14 protein-coding genes are annotated in these 19510 nt (G+C 54.3%); 9 read left to right on the plus strand and 5 right to left on the minus strand.

What is annotated here, in order from left to right:
- The first annotated feature begins 27 nt into the window (after window positions 1-27).
- The 4 genes from acnD to JQC75_RS16960 all read left to right on the plus strand — a co-directional run bounded on the left by acnD (window position 28) and on the right by JQC75_RS16960 (window position 9648).
- On the plus strand, window positions 28-2613 hold the full coding sequence (gene acnD / locus JQC75_RS16945) for a Fe/S-dependent 2-methylisocitrate dehydratase AcnD (RefSeq protein ID WP_203325187.1): 2586 nt from the start codon (window positions 28-30) through the stop codon (window positions 2611-2613).
- 389 nt (window positions 2614-3002) lie between these two features.
- Entirely contained in the window at window positions 3003-4208 is a 1206-nt protein-coding gene (prpF, locus tag JQC75_RS16950; protein WP_203325188.1) for a 2-methylaconitate cis-trans isomerase PrpF, read from the plus strand.
- A 50-nt stretch (window positions 4209-4258) separates the two neighbouring features.
- Window positions 4259-4870 carry a LysE family translocator gene (locus tag JQC75_RS16955; RefSeq protein ID WP_203325189.1) on the plus strand — a complete coding sequence of 204 codons (612 nt, stop codon included), beginning with the start codon at window positions 4259-4261 and terminating at the stop codon, window positions 4868-4870.
- 293 nt (window positions 4871-5163) lie between these two features.
- Entirely contained in the window at window positions 5164-9648 is a 4485-nt protein-coding gene (locus JQC75_RS16960; RefSeq protein WP_203325190.1) for an EAL domain-containing protein, read from the plus strand.
- A 76-nt stretch (window positions 9649-9724) separates the two neighbouring features.
- On the opposite strand, the gene JQC75_RS16965 is transcribed toward JQC75_RS16960, so the two are convergent.
- Window positions 9725-10810 (minus strand): branched-chain amino acid aminotransferase, encoded by a 1086-nt coding sequence (locus tag JQC75_RS16965; RefSeq protein WP_203325191.1) that lies wholly within the window; start codon window positions 10808-10810, stop codon window positions 9725-9727.
- Between the two features lie 401 nt (window positions 10811-11211).
- Between JQC75_RS16965 and JQC75_RS16970 the strand changes: the two genes are divergently transcribed.
- Window positions 11212-12372, plus strand: a complete 1161-nt coding sequence (locus JQC75_RS16970; RefSeq protein ID WP_203325192.1) for a CaiB/BaiF CoA transferase family protein — start codon at window positions 11212-11214, stop codon at window positions 12370-12372.
- Between the two features lie 14 nt (window positions 12373-12386).
- Here JQC75_RS16970 and JQC75_RS16975 read toward each other — a convergent pair whose 3' ends face one another.
- On the minus strand, window positions 12387-13232 hold the full coding sequence (locus tag JQC75_RS16975) for a choice-of-anchor H family protein (protein WP_239002035.1): 846 nt from the start codon (window positions 13230-13232) through the stop codon (window positions 12387-12389).
- A gap of 244 nt (window positions 13233-13476) precedes the next feature.
- Between JQC75_RS16975 and JQC75_RS16980 the strand changes: the two genes are divergently transcribed.
- The 4 genes from JQC75_RS16980 to JQC75_RS16995 all read left to right on the plus strand — a co-directional run bounded on the left by JQC75_RS16980 (window position 13477) and on the right by JQC75_RS16995 (window position 17095).
- Entirely contained in the window at window positions 13477-13779 is a 303-nt protein-coding gene (locus tag JQC75_RS16980) for a PepSY domain-containing protein (RefSeq protein WP_203325194.1), read from the plus strand.
- A gap of 2 nt (window positions 13780-13781) precedes the next feature.
- Window positions 13782-14456, plus strand: coding sequence for a response regulator transcription factor (locus JQC75_RS16985; RefSeq protein WP_203325195.1), 675 nt, complete (start codon window positions 13782-13784; stop codon window positions 14454-14456).
- On the plus strand, window positions 14456-15862 hold the full coding sequence (locus JQC75_RS16990) for an ATP-binding protein (RefSeq protein ID WP_203325196.1): 1407 nt from the start codon (window positions 14456-14458) through the stop codon (window positions 15860-15862). Before JQC75_RS16985 ends, JQC75_RS16990 begins: the two co-directional genes overlap by 1 nt.
- Window positions 15863-16483: 621 nt before the next feature.
- Window positions 16484-17095: a sce7726 family protein gene (locus tag JQC75_RS16995; RefSeq protein WP_203325197.1), complete on the plus strand. Its 612-nt coding sequence runs from the start codon at window positions 16484-16486 to the stop codon at window positions 17093-17095.
- Here JQC75_RS16995 and JQC75_RS17000 read toward each other — a convergent pair.
- From JQC75_RS17000 to JQC75_RS17010, 3 genes are read right to left on the minus strand one after another with little or no spacing between them, the layout of a single operon-like run.
- A complete protein-coding gene (locus tag JQC75_RS17000; RefSeq protein ID WP_203325198.1) occupies window positions 17092-18183 on the minus strand; it encodes a beta family protein in 1092 nt (363 codons plus the stop codon). The two genes, JQC75_RS16995 and JQC75_RS17000, sit on opposite strands and share 4 nt — an antisense overlap.
- On the minus strand, window positions 18180-18725 hold the full coding sequence (locus tag JQC75_RS17005; RefSeq protein ID WP_203325199.1) for an ImmA/IrrE family metallo-endopeptidase: 546 nt from the start codon (window positions 18723-18725) through the stop codon (window positions 18180-18182). Before JQC75_RS17005 ends, JQC75_RS17000 begins: the two co-directional genes overlap by 4 nt.
- Window position 18726: 1 nt before the next feature.
- Window positions 18727-19449 carry a hypothetical protein gene (locus JQC75_RS17010; RefSeq protein ID WP_203325200.1) on the minus strand — a complete coding sequence of 241 codons (723 nt, stop codon included), beginning with the start codon at window positions 19447-19449 and terminating at the stop codon, window positions 18727-18729.
- Window positions 19450-19510 lie beyond the last annotated feature (61 nt).

Here is a 19510-nt window from a genome sequence, read left to right on the forward strand (position 1 = left end):
CCCCTTTTGCATGTCTGGAACGCCGTTATGAACACTCAATTCCGTAAGCCGCTGCCCGGCACCAATTTAAGCTTCTTCGATACCCGCGAGGCGGTGGACGCCATCGCCCCCGGCGCCTTCGACAAACTGCCCTACACCTCCAAGGTGCTGGCCGAAAACCTGCTGCGCAAGGCCGAGCCTGCGCGCCTGAACGACTTCCTGAGCCAGCTGATTTTCCGCAAGCAAGACCTCGACTTCCCCTGGTTCCCTGCCCGGGTGGTATGCCACGATATTCTCGGCCAAACGGCCCTGGTAGATCTTGCCGGCCTGCGGGATGCCATTGCGGCCAAGGGCGGCGATCCGGCCAAGGTAAACCCTGTGGTGCCAACCCAGCTGATTGTGGACCACTCACTGGCGGTGGAACACGGCGGCTTTGAAAAGGATGCCTTTGAGAAAAACCGCGCCATCGAAGACAGACGCAACGACGATCGCTTCCACTTTATCAACTGGACCAAAAAGGCGTTTCGCAATGTGGATGTAATTCCACCCGGCAACGGCATCATGCACCAGATAAACCTGGAAAAGATGTCGCCGGTAATTCAGGTGCGTGACGGCATCGCCTTCCCCGACACCTGTGTCGGCACCGACAGCCACACTCCCCACGTGGATGCCCTCGGCGTTATCGCCATCGGTGTGGGCGGCCTTGAGGCCGAAAACGTGATGCTGGGCCGCGCCTCCTGGATGCGTCTGCCCGATATCGTGGGTGTTGAGCTCACCGGCAAGCCAAACCCCGGCATTACCGCCACCGACGTGGTACTGGCCCTGACCGAATTTTTGCGTAAAGAGCGGGTGGTGGGTGCATACCTTGAGTTCTTCGGCGAAGGCGCCAAGGCGCTCACCCTGGGTGACCGCGCCACCATCTCCAACATGACCCCCGAATATGGCGCTACCGCCGCCATGTTCTATATCGACGAGCAGACCATCGACTATCTGCGCCTCACCGGCCGCGACGAGCAGCAGGTGCAGCTGGTTGAAAACTATGCCAAAACCACAGGTCTGTGGGCGGATGCCATGACAGGCGCCGACTATGGCCGGGTACTGACGTTTGACCTCTCCAGCGTAGTACGCAACATGGCGGGGCCTTCCAACCCCCATGCCCGTTTGGCCACCAGCGACTTGGCCGCCAAGGGCATTGCCGCCGACTGGCAAGAGGAAGAAGGCAAGATGCCCGATGGCGCGGTGATCATCGCCGCCATCACCAGCTGTACCAACACCAGTAACCCCCGTAACGTAATCGCCGCGGGCCTGATTGCCCGTAACGCGGTGCAAAAAGGTCTGGTGCGCAAGCCCTGGGTGAAAACCTCTCTGGCGCCCGGCTCCAAGGCGGTAGAGCTGTACCTGAAAGAAGCAGGCTTGCTGCCGTATCTTGAACAGCTCGGCTTCGGTATCGTCGCCTTCGCCTGCACCACCTGTAACGGCATGAGCGGCGCCCTCGACCCAGCCATTCAGCAGGAAATCATCGAGCGGGATCTGTACGCCACCGCCGTATTGTCTGGCAACCGTAACTTCGACGGCCGTATTCACCCCTATGCCAAGCAGGCGTTTCTGGCCTCCCCGCCATTGGTGGTGGCCTACGCCATCGCGGGCACTGTGCGCTTCGATATCGAAAAAGATGTGCTGGGTACTGATGCCGATGGCAACGCGGTAACGCTTAAAGACCTGTGGCCTGAGGATGCGGAAATCGATGCCATCATCAAGTCGTCGGTGAAGCCTGAGCAGTTCCGCGCCGTGTACGACCCTATGTTTAATCTCGCGGTGGAATACGGCACCGAGAAGCCACTGTACGACTGGCGTCCACAGAGCACCTACATCCGCCGTCCACCTTACTGGGAAGGCGCCCTTGCCGGTGAGCGAACCTTAAGCGGCATGCGGCCACTGGCGGTGCTGGGTGACAACATCACCACCGACCACCTGTCGCCCTCCAATGCCATTCTGGCAAGCTCGGCCGCCGGTGAGTATCTCGCCAAGATGGGCCTGCCGGAGGAAGACTTTAACTCCTACGCCACCCACAGGGGCGACCACCTGACTGCCCAGCGCGCCACCTTCGCCAACCCCAAACTCTTCAACGAGATGGTGAAAGACGCTGACGGCAAGGTGAAGCAGGGCTCACTCGCCCGCCTGGAGCCGGAAGGCAAGGTGCTGCGCATGTGGGAAACCATTGAAACCTACATGGAGCGAAAGCAGCCGCTGATCATCGTGGCTGGTAAGGATTATGGTCAGGGCTCCAGCCGTGACTGGGCCGCCAAGGGCGTGCGTCTTGCCGGTGTTGAAGTGATTGTGGCCGAAGGCTTCGAGCGCATTCACCGCACCAATCTGGTGGGCATGGGCGTGTTGCCGCTGGAATTTATGCCGGGCGAAACCCGCCTGACCTATGGCATCGACGGCACCGAGACCTTCGATGTGAAGGGCGAGCGTACGCCGGGTGCCGAGCTTACGCTGGTGATTCGTCGTCAAACCGGCGAGACAGTGGAAGTGCCGGTGCGCTGCCGTTTGGATACCGCAGAAGAAGTGTCCATTTACGAAGCAGGTGGGGTCCTCCAACGCTTCGCCCAGGACTTTTTGGCCAATTCATAACGCGACCTGTTGCGCCCGGGGCTTTGTTGGCCGTGCTCATGTAGGACCTCCTACACTGCGCGCGGCCGCCTCGCCCCACACGCAACATACCTGCGTCTGAAACAGCCAGTGTTTGAGAAACGGGTAGCGAAGAGCTAAAGACAGAGATGCTTACAGTTTTCAGAACCAATTTATGTCAAAGGATCCAATGCCATGGCATGTAAACCACAGATCCGCATTCCAGCCACCTATATGCGTGGCGGATGCTTTGTCGATCCGGCTTCGCGGTGTCAACCGCTTCGCCTTATCGCTGCACAAAAATGCGATTTTTCCTTGCTCGCAGGCACTGCCGTGCCTGGCGGTAGTTCCCTCTACCGCTGAGGTTCCGCCCACGGTTTTTGGAGACAAGTATGTTTAAACCACAGATCCGCATTCCTGCCACCTATATGCGTGGCGGAACCTCTAAAGGGGTGTTTTTCCGCCTCGACGATTTGCCTGAGGCAGCCCGGGGGCCGGGCGCAGCGCGTGATGCGCTGCTGCTGCGGGTGATTGGCAGCCCCGACCCCTATGGCAAGCACACCGACGGCATGGGCGGCGCCACTTCCAGCACCAGCAAGTGCGTGATCATGAATAAAAGCAGCGTGCCCGGTCACGATGTGGACTACCTCTATGGTCAGGTGTCCATCGACACCGCCTTCGTCGACTGGAGCGGCAACTGCGGCAACCTGTCCACCGCCGCGGGGGCTTTTGCCATTCACGCAGGCTTGATGGATTCTTCCCGGGTGCCTGAAAACGGTATCTGCGAAGTACGCATCTGGCAGGCCAATATCGGCAAAACCATTATCGCCCATGTGCCTGTGACTAATGGCGAAGTGCAGGAAACCGGTGATTTTGAGCTCGACGGGGTGACCTTTCCGGCGGCCGAAATCGTGCTGGAGTTTGTCGACCCGGCCGATGGCTCTTCTCAGGACGGGGGCGAAGACGGCGGCGCCATGTTCCCCACCGGCAATCTGGTGGACGAGCTGGACGTGCCCACCGAGGTGCACTTAAGCGGCAAAATTCAGGCAACCCTGATCAACGCCGGTATCCCGACCATTTTTGTCAATGCCGAAGACCTTGGCTATCGCGGCGACGAGCTGCAGGAGGCCATCAACGGCAATCCCGCAGCCCTTGCCATGTTCGAGCAGCTGCGCGCCCACGGCGCCATCAAGATGGGGCTTATCAAGACCCTCGATGAAGCCAAGACCCGCCAGCACACCCCCAAGGTGGCCTTTGTGACGAGGCCGATGACCCATGTGGTGTCGAGCGGCAAGACAGTGCAGGCAAATGATATCGACCTCTTGGTGCGGGCGCTGTCCATGGGCAAGCTGCACCACGCCATGATGGGAACAGCCGCGGTGGCCATAGGCACGGCGGCCGCCATTCCCGGCACCCTGGTGAATCTTGCCGCCGGTGGCGGTGAGCGGCAGGCAGTGCGTTTCGGCCACCCCTCGGGCACGTTGCGGGTTGGCGCTGAGGCCAAACAAGTGGACGGCCAGTGGACCGTCACCAAGGCCATCATGAGCCGCTCGGCGCGGATTCTGATGGAAGGCACGGTGCGGGTGCCCCAGGACTGATGCCAGCTTTGTCAGCGGCAGCATTATTGATGTGACCGGAGGCCTGTAGTTTGTTTGAAGCCTTATCCTTACTGGCCATCGCCACTGTGCTGTTGCTGGGCTCACCGGGTCCAGCACCGCTGACATTGGCAGCCCTCGGTGCCGCCCAGGGATTCAGGCGCAGCCTGCCATTTTTGGGCGGATTGATAGCTGGCCTGCTGCTTATCATGTTGGCCGCGGCCAGTGGCCTTGCCAGCCTGCTGCAAAGCTTTCCTGTGCTGGTAAGCACGCTCAAGTGGCTGGCGGCGGCCTATATTCTGTATCTGGCATTTCGCATTGCCACCGCCCCCTTGGTGATGGTCGATAGCGACAACGCCGTAGGGTTCAGGAATGGACTGCTGTTTAACCTGATGAATCCCAAAGCCTATATGGCGCTGTTGTCACTGCTGAGCCAGTTTGCCCTGCCCCTTGGCAGCCCGCTGGCAAGCTACGCACTCACCATCGCCGTGTGCCTGCTGCTGGCAACCTTAGTGGATGTGCTCTGGCTGGCGCTGGGCAAACTTGCGGGCAGTAAGCTGCTATCGCCCAAGCAGATCATCTGGCTTAAGCGTTTGATGGCGCTTGGGATATTGGTGGCGCTGCTGGTATCGCTGGCCCAAGGGATGCCCCGATTCAGCCAATAGCCACATCTTTCATTGAGGCATTGGCAGCACTGAAATACCTCATTCAATTCGGTTTTTGAAGGCTCCGCTTATTCCCTTCCGGCGGGGCCTTTTTTCTTTTTATCATTTTGCGTTACATGCAAATTGACACACCTTTCCCCGACGCTAAAATCTAACACTGACAACAAAAATGAAACACCAGGTTATCCTCTGCAAGGATCGCAGTGCATTCATGCCACCCGGCACTGTCAATCCGGGTCGTAAGCAGACGCAGCCCACTGCGCACAGGCCAATACCTTGAAGATTGGAGAAGCATGTTTCGAGCACTATTTTGCGCTCTGTTGAGTTTGATTCTTCTGTTTGGCGCCTTACCGGCCAGTGCAGAACACGGCAGTTATCACTATCACAACACCCTGGAATTTCAGCATTTCAGCAGCAGTGACGGCCTGAATCAGAACACCATCACTCGCCTCTATACCGACAAGGCCGGCATGCTCTGGGCCGGCAGTCAGGATGGGCTGCACTATTTCAACGGCCAGGAATTTGGCGTCTTCTTACCCGACCCCAGCAATGCAGACAGCCTGTCGGAAGGCTTCATCACTGACATAGTCCAGGACCCGGAAGGCTTCCTGTGGGTCAGCACCTACACCCAGGGGGTGAACCGTTTGGATTTGCAAACGGGCAAATTTACTCGCTACGGCGAAGCCGATGGGTTGAGCGAACTTAGAGTCAGACGACTTGCCGTTATCGGTGACAGCCTCTGGATAGGGACAGAGAAGGGCCTGTTTGCAATGCAAAGACGCAGCGGGCAGATCCGGCCCATTCCCCTTGGCAATGCGCTGACACCTCAGATAACCAGCCTGGGCAATATAGAAGACGAGTATCTGTTGGTGGGCACACAGGCCCACGGCACCTATGCCATCAGCAGCAACAACATAGTTAAGCTTAAGCTGCCCGCCACCAGCCCTGTTAATCAGATCCACAGCCGAGGCAATACTGCTTATCTCGCCATTGGCAAAGAGTTATGGCAGTACGAGATGGATACCCATACGGCAAAAACACTGTGGCAGAGCGAACCCCAGGGGTTCTTCCATGGTGATATCCGGGATTTTACCCTGGCCTCGTCCGAGGAAATCTGGGCTATAGCCCCGGGTGCCGGTTTAATCGAGCTGAAAAAAAACGACCGCTGGCGTGCCCGCTACCACAGAAACAACTCCCGCAGTTTTCGCGATATCAGCGACAACAACCTGATGAGTGTCCTGCTTGACCCCAACGGGGTACTGTGGCTCGGCGGCAGCTTCTCGGGGCTCGACAAAATCAATATCCGCCGCCAGTACTTCGAGCACCTGTTCGATAACAGCATATCTTTACCTCAACAAGTCAATATGGTGCGGGCCATCCATCAAACCCGCGATGGGGTCATCTGGATTGGCACCGAAGGCGCGGGACTCAAAACCCTCAAGCCCAACGAAGACAGTTACCAGTATCACACAGATCTCTTTGCCAATGCCCTTAACGTCGCCCCCGAAGCCATCTCTCTGGTGGTGCGCGACATCATCGAAGACAAAGAAGGCTCACTCTGGTTTGCCAGTAATTATGGCCTGGGCCATCTTCATCCTTCCGGGGCCTTCAGGCTGCTGCAGCCTCCCCAGCATAAGGGGCTGGGACGCACCCTGGCCATAGACAAAAATGGCACACTCTGGATGGGTTCTGACGAAGGGCTGTTTTATCTGCCCATTCAAGGAACTGAGCTTCAGCGCTTCACGCTGGGTGAAAAGCTCGCCAACACGCTGACTGAAAGCCAGATTTTGGTGCTGGAATTTATCGACGACTGGCTCTGGATTGGCACCCTGGATGGCCTTATCCGTCTCAACCCCAACACCAATGAAGTCCAGGTCTTTACCCACGACCCGAGCAACAGCAACAGCCTTGGCAACAACCGTATCCGCGATATCTATGGCGCAGCCAATGGCGATATTTGGGTAGGCACCCACGGCGGTATCAGTATATTGCGCCTTGAAGAAGACGGCTGGCATATTCGCCATTTGAGCAGTAATGAAGGGGTTCCCAGCGATACCATCTATGCCATTCTGGAAGACAGGCAGGGTCAATTCTGGTTTTCCAGCAACGCGGGCATCAGCCGTTATACCCCAGGTGAAGACAGCATCATTACTTTCAACAAATTTGAGGGGCTGCAGGAGCAGGAGTACAACGGCGGGGTGAAATTTGTCGGACAGGATGGGTATTTCTGGTTTGGCGGCATTAATGGCATCACCCGCTTTGTGCCTGAGCTTATCCCCAAAAAACGTCAGGAGCCCCCGCTGGCACTCACCAGCTATAGCCTGGGCGGCAAGCGCACCCGTATTCTGGATCTGAGCGCCCCGCCCAGCGTCGAGATGAGCTTCGAAGACAAGGTCGTCAGCTTTGAAGTCACGTCGCTGGATTTCTCCTATCCGGGAGTTGACCGGTTTGCCTACTATTTACAGGGCTTTGATAGCCAGTGGCGCAGCGCTCAGGCTCAGACCCACATCACCTATACCAACCTTAGCCCGGGTAATTACCTGCTCAGGGTTCGCCATGGGCTGGCGCAAAACCCACTGGGCTACCAGATCCTCACAGTGCCCTTAACCGTGGTCGCCCCCTGGTATCGCACGCCCCCGGCCTATTTGCTGTATACCCTCACGCTTGCCGCTATTCTGGGATGGTTATGGCGCGAGCGGCACCTTAAACGGCGCCAGCGGCGCGATTTTGAAACCAGTATCCGCGCCTCGGAAGAGCGCCTTAAACTGGCGCTGTGGGCCTCGGGTGATGGCATGTGGGACTGGGATATTCCCAGCGGTCAGGTGTTTCGCACCCGTATGCACCCCCATACACAGCAACAGCTCAATGGCCCAGTGCTGCTTGATCGCATCCATCCGGAAGACAAGCCCAGGGTGCTCAAAGCCATCGAACAGCATATCGACGGCAGCCGTGCCTTTTACGAAGCCGAATACCGCATCGAAGACAGACCCGGTCACTGGATATGGATCATGGACAGGGGCAAGGTGGTGGAACGGGATAAGCATGGCAAACCCGTGCGTATGGTGGGCACCCATAAGGACATCACCAGCCGTAAAAACACCGAAAACGAACTCAGGCTGTCGGCTCAGGTGCTGGCCAGCATGAACGAGGCCGTGGTGGTGGGTGGCCTGGATTACCGTATCGCTTCGGTCAACCCGGCCTTTAGCCTGATCACCGGCTTCAATCCTGAACAGGTGCAGGGCAAGCATTTCCTGTTTTTAACCCATGACCGCAAGCAGCAACAAATTTACCAAGCCATAGAGCAGCAACTGCTGCGCAATAAGCACTGGGCCGGGGAGCTGAAAATCCGCACCCGGGATCAGCGCTCTATCCTGATTTGGCTCGAAATCAATCAGGTACTCGACAGCAAGTCCGAAGCCAGCCACTTTGTGGCCGTATTTACCGACATCACAGACCGCAAGAAGGCCGAAGAAGACCTGCGCCTCCTGGCCTCCTACGATCCGCTCACCAACTTACCCAACCGCACCCTGTTCCAGGACAGGTTGGATCATGCGCTGGCCCAGGCACACAGAACCGGCAACATGGTGGCCTTGCTGTTTTTGGATCTCGATCGATTCAAACACATCAACGACTCCATGGGGCACCATATAGGGGATCTGCTGCTCAAGGCCGTTGCCAACCGGCTGCAAAACTGTGTGCGCGAAGGTGATACCGTGGCCCGCCTGGGTGGTGATGAGTTCACCATCATTCTGGAAGGCGTTGCCAAGACCAAGGCCGCCACCGTGATTGCTGAAAAGCTGATTCGAGCCTTTCAGACACCTTTTATTCTTGAAGACCAGGCGCTGAATATTTCCCCCTCCATAGGTATCAGCCTCTACCCCATGGATGCCAGCGACAGCACCTCGCTGGTGAAATACGCCGATACCGCCATGTACCACGCCAAGTCGCTGGGACGAAACAACTTCCAGTTTTACACCTTAAGGCTGAACGAATACGCCATGCGCCACGTGCAGCTGGAAGCCGGGATCAAGCAGGCCATAGTCCGCCAGGAACTCAGCCTGATGTTCCAGCCCAAATTCCGGGTCAGCGATGGCAGTATCACAGGTTTTGAGGCACTGCTGCGCTGGAACAGCAAGGAGCTGGGGCCCATTTCACCGGCGGAGTTTATTCCGCTGGCCGAAGAAATCGGCATCATCAATCAACTGGGGCACTGGGTGGTCAACGAGGCCTGTCGCCATATGGCGCACTTCGCTGCCGCAGGCTTTGATAACCTCCATGTAGCGGTCAACCTGTCGGCGCGCCAGCTCAAGGCCGATATTCTGTCCACCATCGAAGTGGCATTGGCGGTGGCGGGACTGCCGGCCAAATGCCTCGAGCTGGAACTGACCGAGTCGATGATCATGAAAAGCCCACAGGAATCTGTGGCCGTATTGCAGCGGCTCAAGGCCCTTGGGGTGTCGCTGGCGGTGGATGACTTTGGTACCGGCTACTCGAGCCTCGCGTATCTCAAGCGATTCCCGCTGGATACCCTGAAAATTGACCGGGAGTTTGTGCGCGACATCAGCACTGACCCGGACGACGCCGCCATCACCGGCGCCATTATCGCCCTCGCCCACAGTCTGGAATTGAATGTGGTGGCCGAAGGGGTTGAGAACGAAGCCCAGCTCGAGCACCTGCGCAAACACGGCTGCGATCAGGTGCAGGGCTTCCTGCTTGGCAAGCCCATGTCAGCAAGGGATGCCATGGCGCTGCTGAAGAGTAGCAGTCTGGAGACCTGAACCGCGCTACCAGCGGTTTACAGGCATGAAAAAGGCTCCCACGGGAGCCTTTTTGTTTTGGCTGAGTGCCCGGCTATCAGCCGCGGCGCTCGACCTTACGCACCCAGCCTTCCGGCGCGGGGCGCAGGCCCTTTTGCATCTCGGTGTACACCTTGTAGATGTGGCTGATGCGCTCACCCACCTTGCCATCGCCCACGGTCACGATACGGCCATCTTCAAAGATGTAAGAGCCAACGGGGGAGACCACGGCGGCAGTCCCAAAACCACCGGCCTCAACGATGTCACCGGCTTCGATATCGGCAATAAAATCGCTGAGTTTTACGGTCTCCTGACGCACTTCACAGCCCAGCTCTTTACCCAGAGCCAGAATCGACTCAGAGGTAATGGAGCGCAAAATGGTGTCGGTGAACTCAGGAATAATCAGGGTGCCATCTTTACGGATATGGAAGTGGTTCATGGCGCCCACTTCTTCGATGTACTGGTTGGTTGAGTCCAGATACAGCACCTGGGCAGCACCATGGGCGGCGGCGGCTTTGCCGGCACGCAAGGATGCGGCGTAGTTACCGGCGGCCTTGGAGGCACCAGTGCCACCGGATACGGCGCGGTGGAACTGGGTGGTAATAAGCAGGCGAATGGCATTGAGGTTTTTGCCATAGTAGGCACCGCTTGGGCTTAACACCACACAGAAGGTGTACTGGTTCGCCGGGCTCACTGACAGGCGGTCTTCAGTGGCAAATACAAAGGGGCGGATATAAAGACAGGCACCTTCCTGACGGGGGAACCACAGGCGGTCCACATCAATCAGGGCGTTGATGGCCTCAAGCTGCACGTCTTCGGGAATATTCGGGATACAGACGATGTCGGCCGAGCGATTAAGGCGCTGGGCGTTTTTGTCGAGACGGAAGGTGTAAATTTCACCGTCGTCATGCATAAAGGCCTTGGCGCCTTCAAAGATGGACTGGCCATAATGCAGCGCCATGGCGCCGGGCATCATTTCAAAGGGGCCGTAGGGCAAAATACGGGCGTTCTGCCACTGGCCATCCTTGTAGTCCATCATAAACATATGGTCAGTTCTGAGCTTGCCGAATCCAACGTCTCCCTGAGGTTCAAAGGGCTCAGTGCGGCGCTCTGATGCGGGTTTTAAATTGTACTTTATATCCATTGCATACCACCTTGATGACTGACCTTGCAGACTAGGGAGCAGCAGGGATAAAGTCAATAGCGGCACTAAGGAAGGTGCGAACAAGTCCTCGCACAGCTCTGGCTTTGATAGCGACGACAGTTCAAGGCATTCAACTGAAGGCATGGCTGGGCGCCCCCGCCGTCCTGCTGAAGTTGAATAACGCCGAAATGGTGTTGCTATCAAAGCCCCGTAGGGCGTGGCTTACAGCGGTATCTGCTGCGTTACCTGCTTTTGAATTCAAAGAGGTGCGAAGGACTAAGGCCATTCGCTGCAAACTGTGCCTTGCATCTATCCACCTTAAGCACACGCAGAGCAAGCACGGGACTTATTCGCACCTTCCCTTATTCCAACAACAAGCTGTAAACCGTTAAGGAAACTCCATGAAACAACCGCTCAAAGGCCTGCGGGTATTGGATCTCTCAAGGGTACTGGCCGGTCCCTGGTGCAGCCAGTTACTGGCCGATATGGGTGCCGAAGTCATCAAGATTGAACATCCTGACGGCGGCGACGATACCCGCCACTGGGGCCCGCCCTATGCCGGAGGCCACACCGATGGCGATGCCGCCTATTTTCTTGCCGCCAACCGGGGTAAAAAATCCCTGCTGCTGGATTTGAAAAATCCCGAAGATGTAGCACGAATTCAAAAGCTTGCCCGCCACAGCGACATACTGCTGGAAAACTTCAAAGTGGGCGGCCTGGCTAAATACGGCTTGGATTATCCAAGCCTTAAGGCGATAAACCCCAAGCTGGTGTATTGCTCGGTCACCGGCTTTGGCCAGAGCGGCCCGGACGCGCCCCGGGCAGGCTACGACTTTATGATACAGGCCATGGGCGGGCTGATGAGCCTCACCGGCGACGATACCAGCGAGCCCATGAAAACCGGCGTTGCCATTACCGACCTCTTTACCGGGCTTTATGCCGCCAATGCCATTCTGGCGGCCATAGTGGCGCGCCAGTCATCACACCTTGGCTGCCATATCGATATGGCGCTGTTTGATGTGCAGCTCGCCATGCTCGCCAATCAGGCGCAAAATTTCCTCGCCGCTGGCACCAATCCGCCCCGCCTTGGCAACGCCCACCCCAATATCGTGCCTTACCAGGCCTTTGCCTGCGCCGATGGCCACCTGATTCTGGCGGTGGGTAACGATGGTCAGTTTGCCCGCTTCTGCGAGCTGGCAGGACTCAATGAACTGCCCCATGACAGCCGCTTTGCCACCAATGCCGGGCGGGTCAGCCACCGCGAGGCGCTGCTGCCACTGATAAAGGCCGCCATGCTGAGCAAAACCAAGGGCGAGTGGCTTGCGCTGCTTAACGGCGCCGGTGTGCCCGCCGGACCCATCAATACCGTGGCAGAGGCCCTCGATGAGCCCCAGGCCAAACACAGGCAGATGCAAATAGTGCGTGACTTTAACGGCGAAAGGCTGCCCTTTATGGGCAGCCCGCTGAGAATGGATGGTGAGACGCTTAACTCGCCGCTGCCACCGCCACGGCTTGGGGAGCATCAGACCGAACTGCTGGCCTGGCTCGATACCCTCGAATAACCCTCATTCTGGCGTTAACGATTGAGCCTGGCAGCCTGTCTGCGACCCCGCAGGCAGGCACCCAGCGCCAACAAAGCCAGCGCACCGGCGCTCAGGCTGCCACCGCCTTCTACTTCAATCACCACCTCTTCCTGGTCATAGTTGGCACTTTCCAGGGGCAGGGCGTACAGACCATCGGTATCGTCGGAGCTGATGGTGGCCACTATGTCGCTGTAGCCCACTTCATAGAGGTCAATCAGCACATCGTAATGGTCTGTGCCATAGCCCTGGGCCAGGGTGGTCACCACTTCGTAGTCATCCAGCTCATTGGCGCCGCGAATGTAAAAGGTCTCTGTGGTGAAGTAACGCACCCAGTCACCGCCGTTGCGGCTTAAATACAGCTCGGCATACACGGGCACTTGCTCGTCGGGATAGTTGGAATACACATCCGCATCGAAGGTCACCGAAAAACTGCGATGGAAGCCATCGTAGTCCCTGTCTTCAAACAGGCGGGCAAAGGCATTGTAAAAACTGAAGTCGTGATACACGCCATAGCTTTGCTGGCGGCTGCGCTGCAGTTTGGCGCTGGTTTCTTTCTGCGCCGTTACCTGTTCACGGGTCTTGGGCTCGGCGGCCACGGCCTGGATTTGCTGCACCCTGGCCTTGAGTTCACTGGCCATGGCGTCGTCCACATAGCGGCTGCTGTCTGGCTTGTCGCTGAGCTGAGCCCCCACGGCCGACACCATGGGCGCACCAATGGGCGTACCTGTTTGTGTGCCTGCTGCTGTTTCTGCATAGGCCGAGGTGCCCGCCAGCATCATGGCTGCCATGAGGGTTTTGATACTCAGGGAAGAAACTGTGCCTTGGAATGGAGTCTTCATAGTCGCGTCCTCATACTGACTTGTTGAAGCCATTAAATCCGCTTCGCCATGAACGCTTCCTGAACGCGGTTTTTGAGTACTTTCAGCCAATGTTCAGCCGTTAACCGCTATCAATATGCCAATGGATTTCCAGAAACGCCCCCGGATGGCACAACGCATCCTGCGAGTTAAGTCGCTGTTCGCACTTTCCTTTCACGCGGGGGATCTTTTACACTGGCACCATTGATACGCAGAGAGAAAAGACATGAAGCACCGGTTTTTGCTGACAATCCTGTTTGGCGCCTGTCTGCAACTGGCGACGCCGGGCACAGCCATGGCGAAGGCCTATGCCCAGATGAACAATCAGGGCCAGCAGCAGTCGCTTAAGGTCACCAGTGGCGATCAGGCCGCCGGTATGGCCGCCAGCCGCTATCCGGGCCGGGTGCTCAAGGTCAGCCGCAGTCAGGTGGGTGGCAACCCCGGCTACCGGGTCAAGATGGTCAGCAACGACGGCAAGGTCTTTTACGTATCTGTGGATGCCCGTACCGGACGGGTTGGGAGAGACTGACAATGCGCCTGTTACTGGTTGAAGACGACGCGGCCCTGGCCGCCAATCTGGGGGATCACCTCAGAGAAAACCTCTACAGCGTGGATGTGGCCGCCGACGGCGAGCTGGGGCTGTTTCAGGGGCTGGAATACGACTACGACGCCGCCATTATCGACGTGGGCCTGCCCAAACTCGATGGGATCAGTCTGGTCACCAAGCTCAGGGCCGAGGGCCGCGAGTTCCCCATCCTTATCCTCACCGCCCGCGACAGCTGGGAAGACAAGGTCGAAGGCCTGGATGCCGGCGCCGACGACTACCTCACCAAACCGTTTCACCCACGGGAACTGGCCTCGCGCTTAAAGGCCCTTATTCGCCGCAGCGCCGGTAAGGCAAGCCCCATCATCGAAAACGGCCCCGTTACCCTCAATACCGCCAGCGGCGAAGTGCTGCTTGGTGGCGAGCGGGTCAGCCTATCGGCCTCGGAGTTCCGCCTCCTGCAATTTTTGATGATGCACCGGGGCGAGGTGCAGTCCAAAACCGTGCTCACCGAGCATATTTACGATCAGGACTTCGACCTCGACTCCAACGTGATTGAGGTGTTTATCCGCCGGCTGCGTAAAAAGCTCGACCCGGACAACCAGCTCGGGCTGATTGAAACCCTGCGCGGCCAGGGCTACCGGCTGAACCTGCTCAACTGATGTCAGACCCAGCCTCTAGGTCAAAGCCTGCGCCAAAGCCTGCGCCTTTATCTCGGCCAAGGCCAACCTCAGGCGTTATCGACCGCTTATCGCTGAAGACCCGCCTCTTCGTCAGTGCCGCCATTCTGGTGTTACTGCTGCTGCCTGCCCTCGGCATTGCCCTGTTTCAGGCGTTCGAGCGTCAGGCCCTGGCGGGCAGCCGCGACGAGCTCGGCGCCCTTATCTACTCGGTGCTGGCACAAACCGACGTGATAGACGGCAAGCTGGAAATGCCGCCTTTTCTCAACGAACCCCAATTCAATGTTGATGGCTCCGGCCTCTACGCCGAGGTGCGCTCAGGCGAAGGAGAGGTGCTGTGGCGCTCGGGCTCCCTGATTGGCCACGGCGCCATCGATAAGCTGCCCAGCCCCGCCCCCGGCGCCGATGCCAAGGTGTTTGGCGAAACCACACTCAACGGCGAGCCGCTGTTCGTGATGAGCTTTACCGCGGTGTACGAGAGCAAGGGCGTGGATGTGCCCTTAAGCATTCATATTCTGAAATCCCAGCAGCGTTACCGCGAGGCACTCACCGAGTTCGAGTCCAGCCTGTGGCGTTATCTGCTGCTGGCGCTGGCGCTGCTTGCGGTAGTACTTGGCCTGTGGCTGCGCTGGACCCTAAAGCCGCTGTCACGGTTCGAGGCCGAACTAAAGGCCGTCGAGCACGGCGACAAGGAGCGCATCGACAGCAACTACCCGGCGGAACTTGGGCCGCTGGTGCATCAGCTCAACTCGCTGTTAACCACAGAGCAAAACCAGCGCAAGCGTTACCGCAATGCCCTGTCTGACCTGGCCCACAGCTTAAAAACCCCACTGGCGGTGCTGCAAAGCCACCCGGGGCTGGATGAGGCCGTGATGGAGCAGGTGGACAGCATCAGCCACAGCATCAGCCATCAGCTGAAACGGGCCCAAAGCGCCGGCGCCGCCTCCTGGCACCAGGGGGTGGAAATCCTGCCCCAGGCCGAGCGCTTAAGTCGTACCTTAAGCAAAATCCACGGCGACAAGGGCATCGACTTCGAGCTTAAGCTCACGGCCGATTTGGTGTTCAAGGGCGATAAGGGCGATTTGACCGAGCTTTTGGGCAATCTTCTGGATAACGCCTGTAAGGCGGCTCGCTCACGGGTGTGTTTAACCGCCACCAAGCACGATGGCAGGCTGCGACTTATCGTCGAGGACGATGGCCCCGGGGTGGACGATTCGATGCGGGAGAAGATTTTTGAGCGCGGTATCCGCGCGGATACCTATGATAAGGGCCATGGGATTGGGCTCGCCATAGTCCGCGACCTGACAGACGCCTATCAGGGGAAGCTGCGGGTCGAGCGCAGTGATTTGCTCGGCGGAGCGAGGTTTGAGGTGTCGTTTCCTCAATGACGTGAGAGTCGTATTCAGAAGGTCGCTAGACTTGGCGACTGGAAGTTTTTTTGAGGTCGTTTTTCAAACGACTGAAAGCGATTTTGTTGCTCTTCGAGCAACGAGAGATGATAGTCGCTTTGCAAGCGACAGAAGATCGTGGGTCTTCAACCCACACCCGAGGAAAGGGGGCCGTTTCGACAGGCCCCCTTATCCAATCCCCCAGCGACCCCAGACGAAGCCGACATCCCCTCGGTCTTATGGACGAAATTGGCTAGCGCTTCAGACGCTCATCCCTGATTCGACTGAAGCTGGCTCGGCGTCCTGCCTCGCCCACACCATTTCGTCCAATGCCCTTCGGCGGCTTCGATTGGGGAAAAAGCTGGTGCAATCTGCGAGTGAAGTGTTATGCCTGTCCTCACTCTTTTCGGCCGCTTCAAGCGGGATTGAGGTAAGGTGTAATCCGTGAGGGAAGTGTTAGGGCTGCCCTAACTCATATTACCTTCACTCAACGCAATAGACGAAACGGCTTCGAATTGGAAATAAGTAGAAGGTCGATCTTCAAGTAAAATGTTATCTAAGTCTTGAAATTTGGTTATACTTGCCATCTTACTCAAAAATTAGAGTTCTACACCGTAGAAAATGACAGAATTCCAGATAAAGAAAAGACTTATAGGATACCTTTTAGAAAATAACCCTTCTATTCTTTTAGCCTGTGAACTACGGTTTCTAGATGGGAGAAGGAGAGCTGACGTAGCATTGATCGATAATAACTTGGCGTCTGGATTTGAAATAAAGAGTGAAAATGACTCAATTGACTCATTAAATGAACAGCTAGAAGATTATAAAAAGTACTTTGACTATGTCAGTGTTGTTTGTGAGAAATCCAATATTGCCGCTATTAGAAATAAAATAAATAAAAATTATGGGATAATTTTAGTAACAGAAAATTCAATTAAAGCTATCAGAAAGCCAAAACATTTTAAACTATTGTCAAAAAGAGCGTTACTAAACTCAATGGACCTCACAAATCTAAAGGAATTTGACAGCTATTCAAAGCTTTCTTCAAAATCAAAGATTATTGACATTTTAGAAAGAAAACACTCACTTTCAAAAATAAAAGAAATGTCTAGAACAGACCTAATGAAAAAGCTGGAATACAAGAATAAACTCTTCCAATCTGAAAAGATGGAAGAGATTTTCCATGAAGACATTTTAACCCTTACGAGGGCGTCCCCCCAAAAATTAAGTTAAAGATTCCTTCTTAACTCTACTCTTGTTTTCATGTAATGTGCCATCCTAACGGAAATCCAGTATGCTGGGCTAATACCATCAGGCTTACCACTTGCAGCTTTAACTATCTGGTTAGACGCCCATGAAGAATCTGTTTTAAAACGAAAGTCTAGCATAACTTCTTTAGCGCACTTAATATAACCACCTGCGTCACGTCTGTAGCGCTTATAAAAGAAAACATCTTCGATAGCTATATCAATCCTTGGAACGAATGTTCCACCTTTAATTTCAATTTGCTCTGTATTAATAGATGCGTAGTCACCATACTTTAATGGTAACTGGCTCCGATTCTCTGGATAGGACTCACATATTTTTTGATATAATCTTTCTTCGTAAATAACAAACTCGCCTGATGAATCCCCTTTACCAGTCGATGCTACATTCGAGGGGAATGATGTACTCATAAGTACTATATCCTCAATTTTTTCAGAGAACTCATTTATTTCATTAGCTGCTGAAATAAACATATCAGAGAGCCCCTCAAGATCTCTTTCTGCCTCTGCCCGCATATAGTCACAGTCAATAATTACAAAAAGCTTTGTGCTACCTTGCAAGCTATTGACAATAGGAGATATGTACTCAGAGTACTCACCTCTTCCCAGGTCGTAAGGAAGTCTAACTGCTAATGCGGGGTATTTATCTCCAGCTGATATTTTTTGAACAAAACGTTCGACTTCTCTAAATCCAAATTGTTCATCAGCATGAATATGAATCATTGGAATGAGGTTGCAATCCTGATGCTGTCGAATAAAATGATACCAAGCTTCAAACCCTGAAGTTTCGTCAAGCAAACTTTCAATTTGAGAGTTTATATATTTATCATTTGTGGTCAAATCCAAGATAAAAGGACGATCTTCTTGAATACTCTTTATTCTCTCCATCCGCTTATAAATATCGCCGTCAGGTGTTTTTAGAGTTTTACGAGACTTTGTCAACTCATAAATCGGCAACATGTCATTGAAAATATTTGACTCAATATTCTCCATGCATCTCATTTCCGCATCTCGAGTTTTAACCAAAGGGAAATAAAAGTACTTTTTCATGTTCATAAGTTATGTCCCGTAAAACCGAGCTGCTTCGCTCTAACTCTAACAGCCATAGTAGAAACTTGAAAATTATTTGCTATATCCTCAATTACATTAGATTCAGAGCTAACAAAATGGATGAAATCATCTTTTGGCATTAGAAGCTCGGCGGCGAATTCATTAGCCTGTCTTTCTATATAGTTAGATTCATTGGAACGATGAAATGCTTTATCAATAAATTCATCAGAAATAGCACCATGAAGCACGTGATGCCCTAGTTCATGAGCCATCGTAAACCTTTGTCTATTCGGATGATGTAGTGAGTTAATTGTCATTACCCACTTAGATAACTTAGGACACTTATGGAGCTTACCAGACTCTTCATCACCCATAGGTTCAAATCGTAGTGAAATGCCGAGTAGGTAAACAAGAGCTGCAATATCTAATGGGTTTACCTCTATATTATGTTTTCTAGCCAAGCTTAAAAGTTGCTCTGGGGCTTTAATATCAGATGTGTCTACTCCGCTTAAACTAGTAGAGTTATTTTTACGCTTAATAAATGCCATCTTAATCCTCCCCTACTGGTGCTTCACGCTCACTTTCAACTAATTTTAACTTATCACTTCGGACTTCCTCAACGTGCTTTTTTTCCAAAGTTGAACTATCTCTCTCTGAGTCCATTAATGCAATCTTGTGTGATATTAAATTAATCCATCTCTTTATATCTTCGCTGTCACGATTGAATCTTTTTTCTATAGCATCATGTTGTTCTGCAAGCTCTTCAAGAGTTTTACTCAAAAATACATAATCCGTTTGATATCCACTGTCATTTAATGCTGATTCCGCACTCTTTTCCAATGCAGTTCTAAATCTCTCACTACTGATATAAATATCAACAGTCTCCTGAGCTACTCGACTTGATTCCTTTTTTGCAGTATCGATTGCTGCAGCATTTGAAGAAGAACGAACAAGTAAAAATGCAAACGTACCAACAAATGCATTTAACGCGATAAGAACGGATATCAACACCTGATAAAACGAACGTTCAAAGTTCCACAGATCTTGTATGCTAAGTATTTTTCTGTCCGCAGCTAACAACCCTATTGCACGAAGCTGATCATTATCTAAACTATCCGTTTCAGTTAAAACGTGCACCGAGCTTAACTCCGAGCTATCAAGCAGCATATTTGGTGTAATTTGGTTAATAACACCTAAAAATATGATGAAAGCAAACCCGATTGAAACCAGCCATCGAAAGGTAGATTCCATAGTTGACTTGGGCAATGACATAGAAAATTCGTTGCTATTGTTACTCATTTTTCGACTCTAGTTTTCAAACCTACCCAAGTAC

The organism is Shewanella litorisediminis, assembly GCF_016834455.1.
GTDB classification, from domain to species: Bacteria; Pseudomonadota; Gammaproteobacteria; order Enterobacterales; family Shewanellaceae; genus Shewanella; species Shewanella litorisediminis.

Bases quoted from the DNA above. Each gene is read 5' to 3' on its own strand.
- JQC75_RS16970 (WP_203325192.1), top strand. From the start codon at position 11,212: ATGAAACAACCGCTCAAAGGCCTGCGGGTATTGGATCTCTCAAGGGTA.
- JQC75_RS16960 (WP_203325190.1), top strand. From the start codon at position 5,164: ATGTTTCGAGCACTATTTTGCGCTCTGTTGAGTTTGATTCTTCTGTTT.
- prpF (WP_203325188.1), top strand. From the start codon at position 3,003: ATGTTTAAACCACAGATCCGCATTCCTGCCACCTATATGCGTGGCGGA.
- JQC75_RS16990 (WP_203325196.1), top strand. From the start codon at position 14,456: ATGTCAGACCCAGCCTCTAGGTCAAAGCCTGCGCCAAAGCCTGCGCCT.
- JQC75_RS16965 (WP_203325191.1), bottom strand. From the start codon at position 10,810: ATGGATATAAAGTACAATTTAAAACCCGCATCAGAGCGCCGCACTGAG.
- JQC75_RS17010 (WP_203325200.1), bottom strand. From the start codon at position 19,449: ATGTCATTGCCCAAGTCAACTATGGAATCTACCTTTCGATGGCTGGTT.
- acnD (WP_203325187.1), top strand. From the start codon at position 28: ATGAACACTCAATTCCGTAAGCCGCTGCCCGGCACCAATTTAAGCTTC.
- JQC75_RS17005 (WP_203325199.1), bottom strand. From the start codon at position 18,725: ATGGCATTTATTAAGCGTAAAAATAACTCTACTAGTTTAAGCGGAGTA.
- JQC75_RS17000 (WP_203325198.1), bottom strand. From the start codon at position 18,183: ATGAACATGAAAAAGTACTTTTATTTCCCTTTGGTTAAAACTCGAGAT.
- JQC75_RS16975 (WP_239002035.1), bottom strand. From the start codon at position 13,232: ATGAAGACTCCATTCCAAGGCACAGTTTCTTCCCTGAGTATCAAAACC.
- JQC75_RS16980 (WP_203325194.1), top strand. From the start codon at position 13,477: ATGAAGCACCGGTTTTTGCTGACAATCCTGTTTGGCGCCTGTCTGCAA.
- JQC75_RS16995 (WP_203325197.1), top strand. From the start codon at position 16,484: ATGACAGAATTCCAGATAAAGAAAAGACTTATAGGATACCTTTTAGAA.
- JQC75_RS16985 (WP_203325195.1), top strand. From the start codon at position 13,782: ATGCGCCTGTTACTGGTTGAAGACGACGCGGCCCTGGCCGCCAATCTG.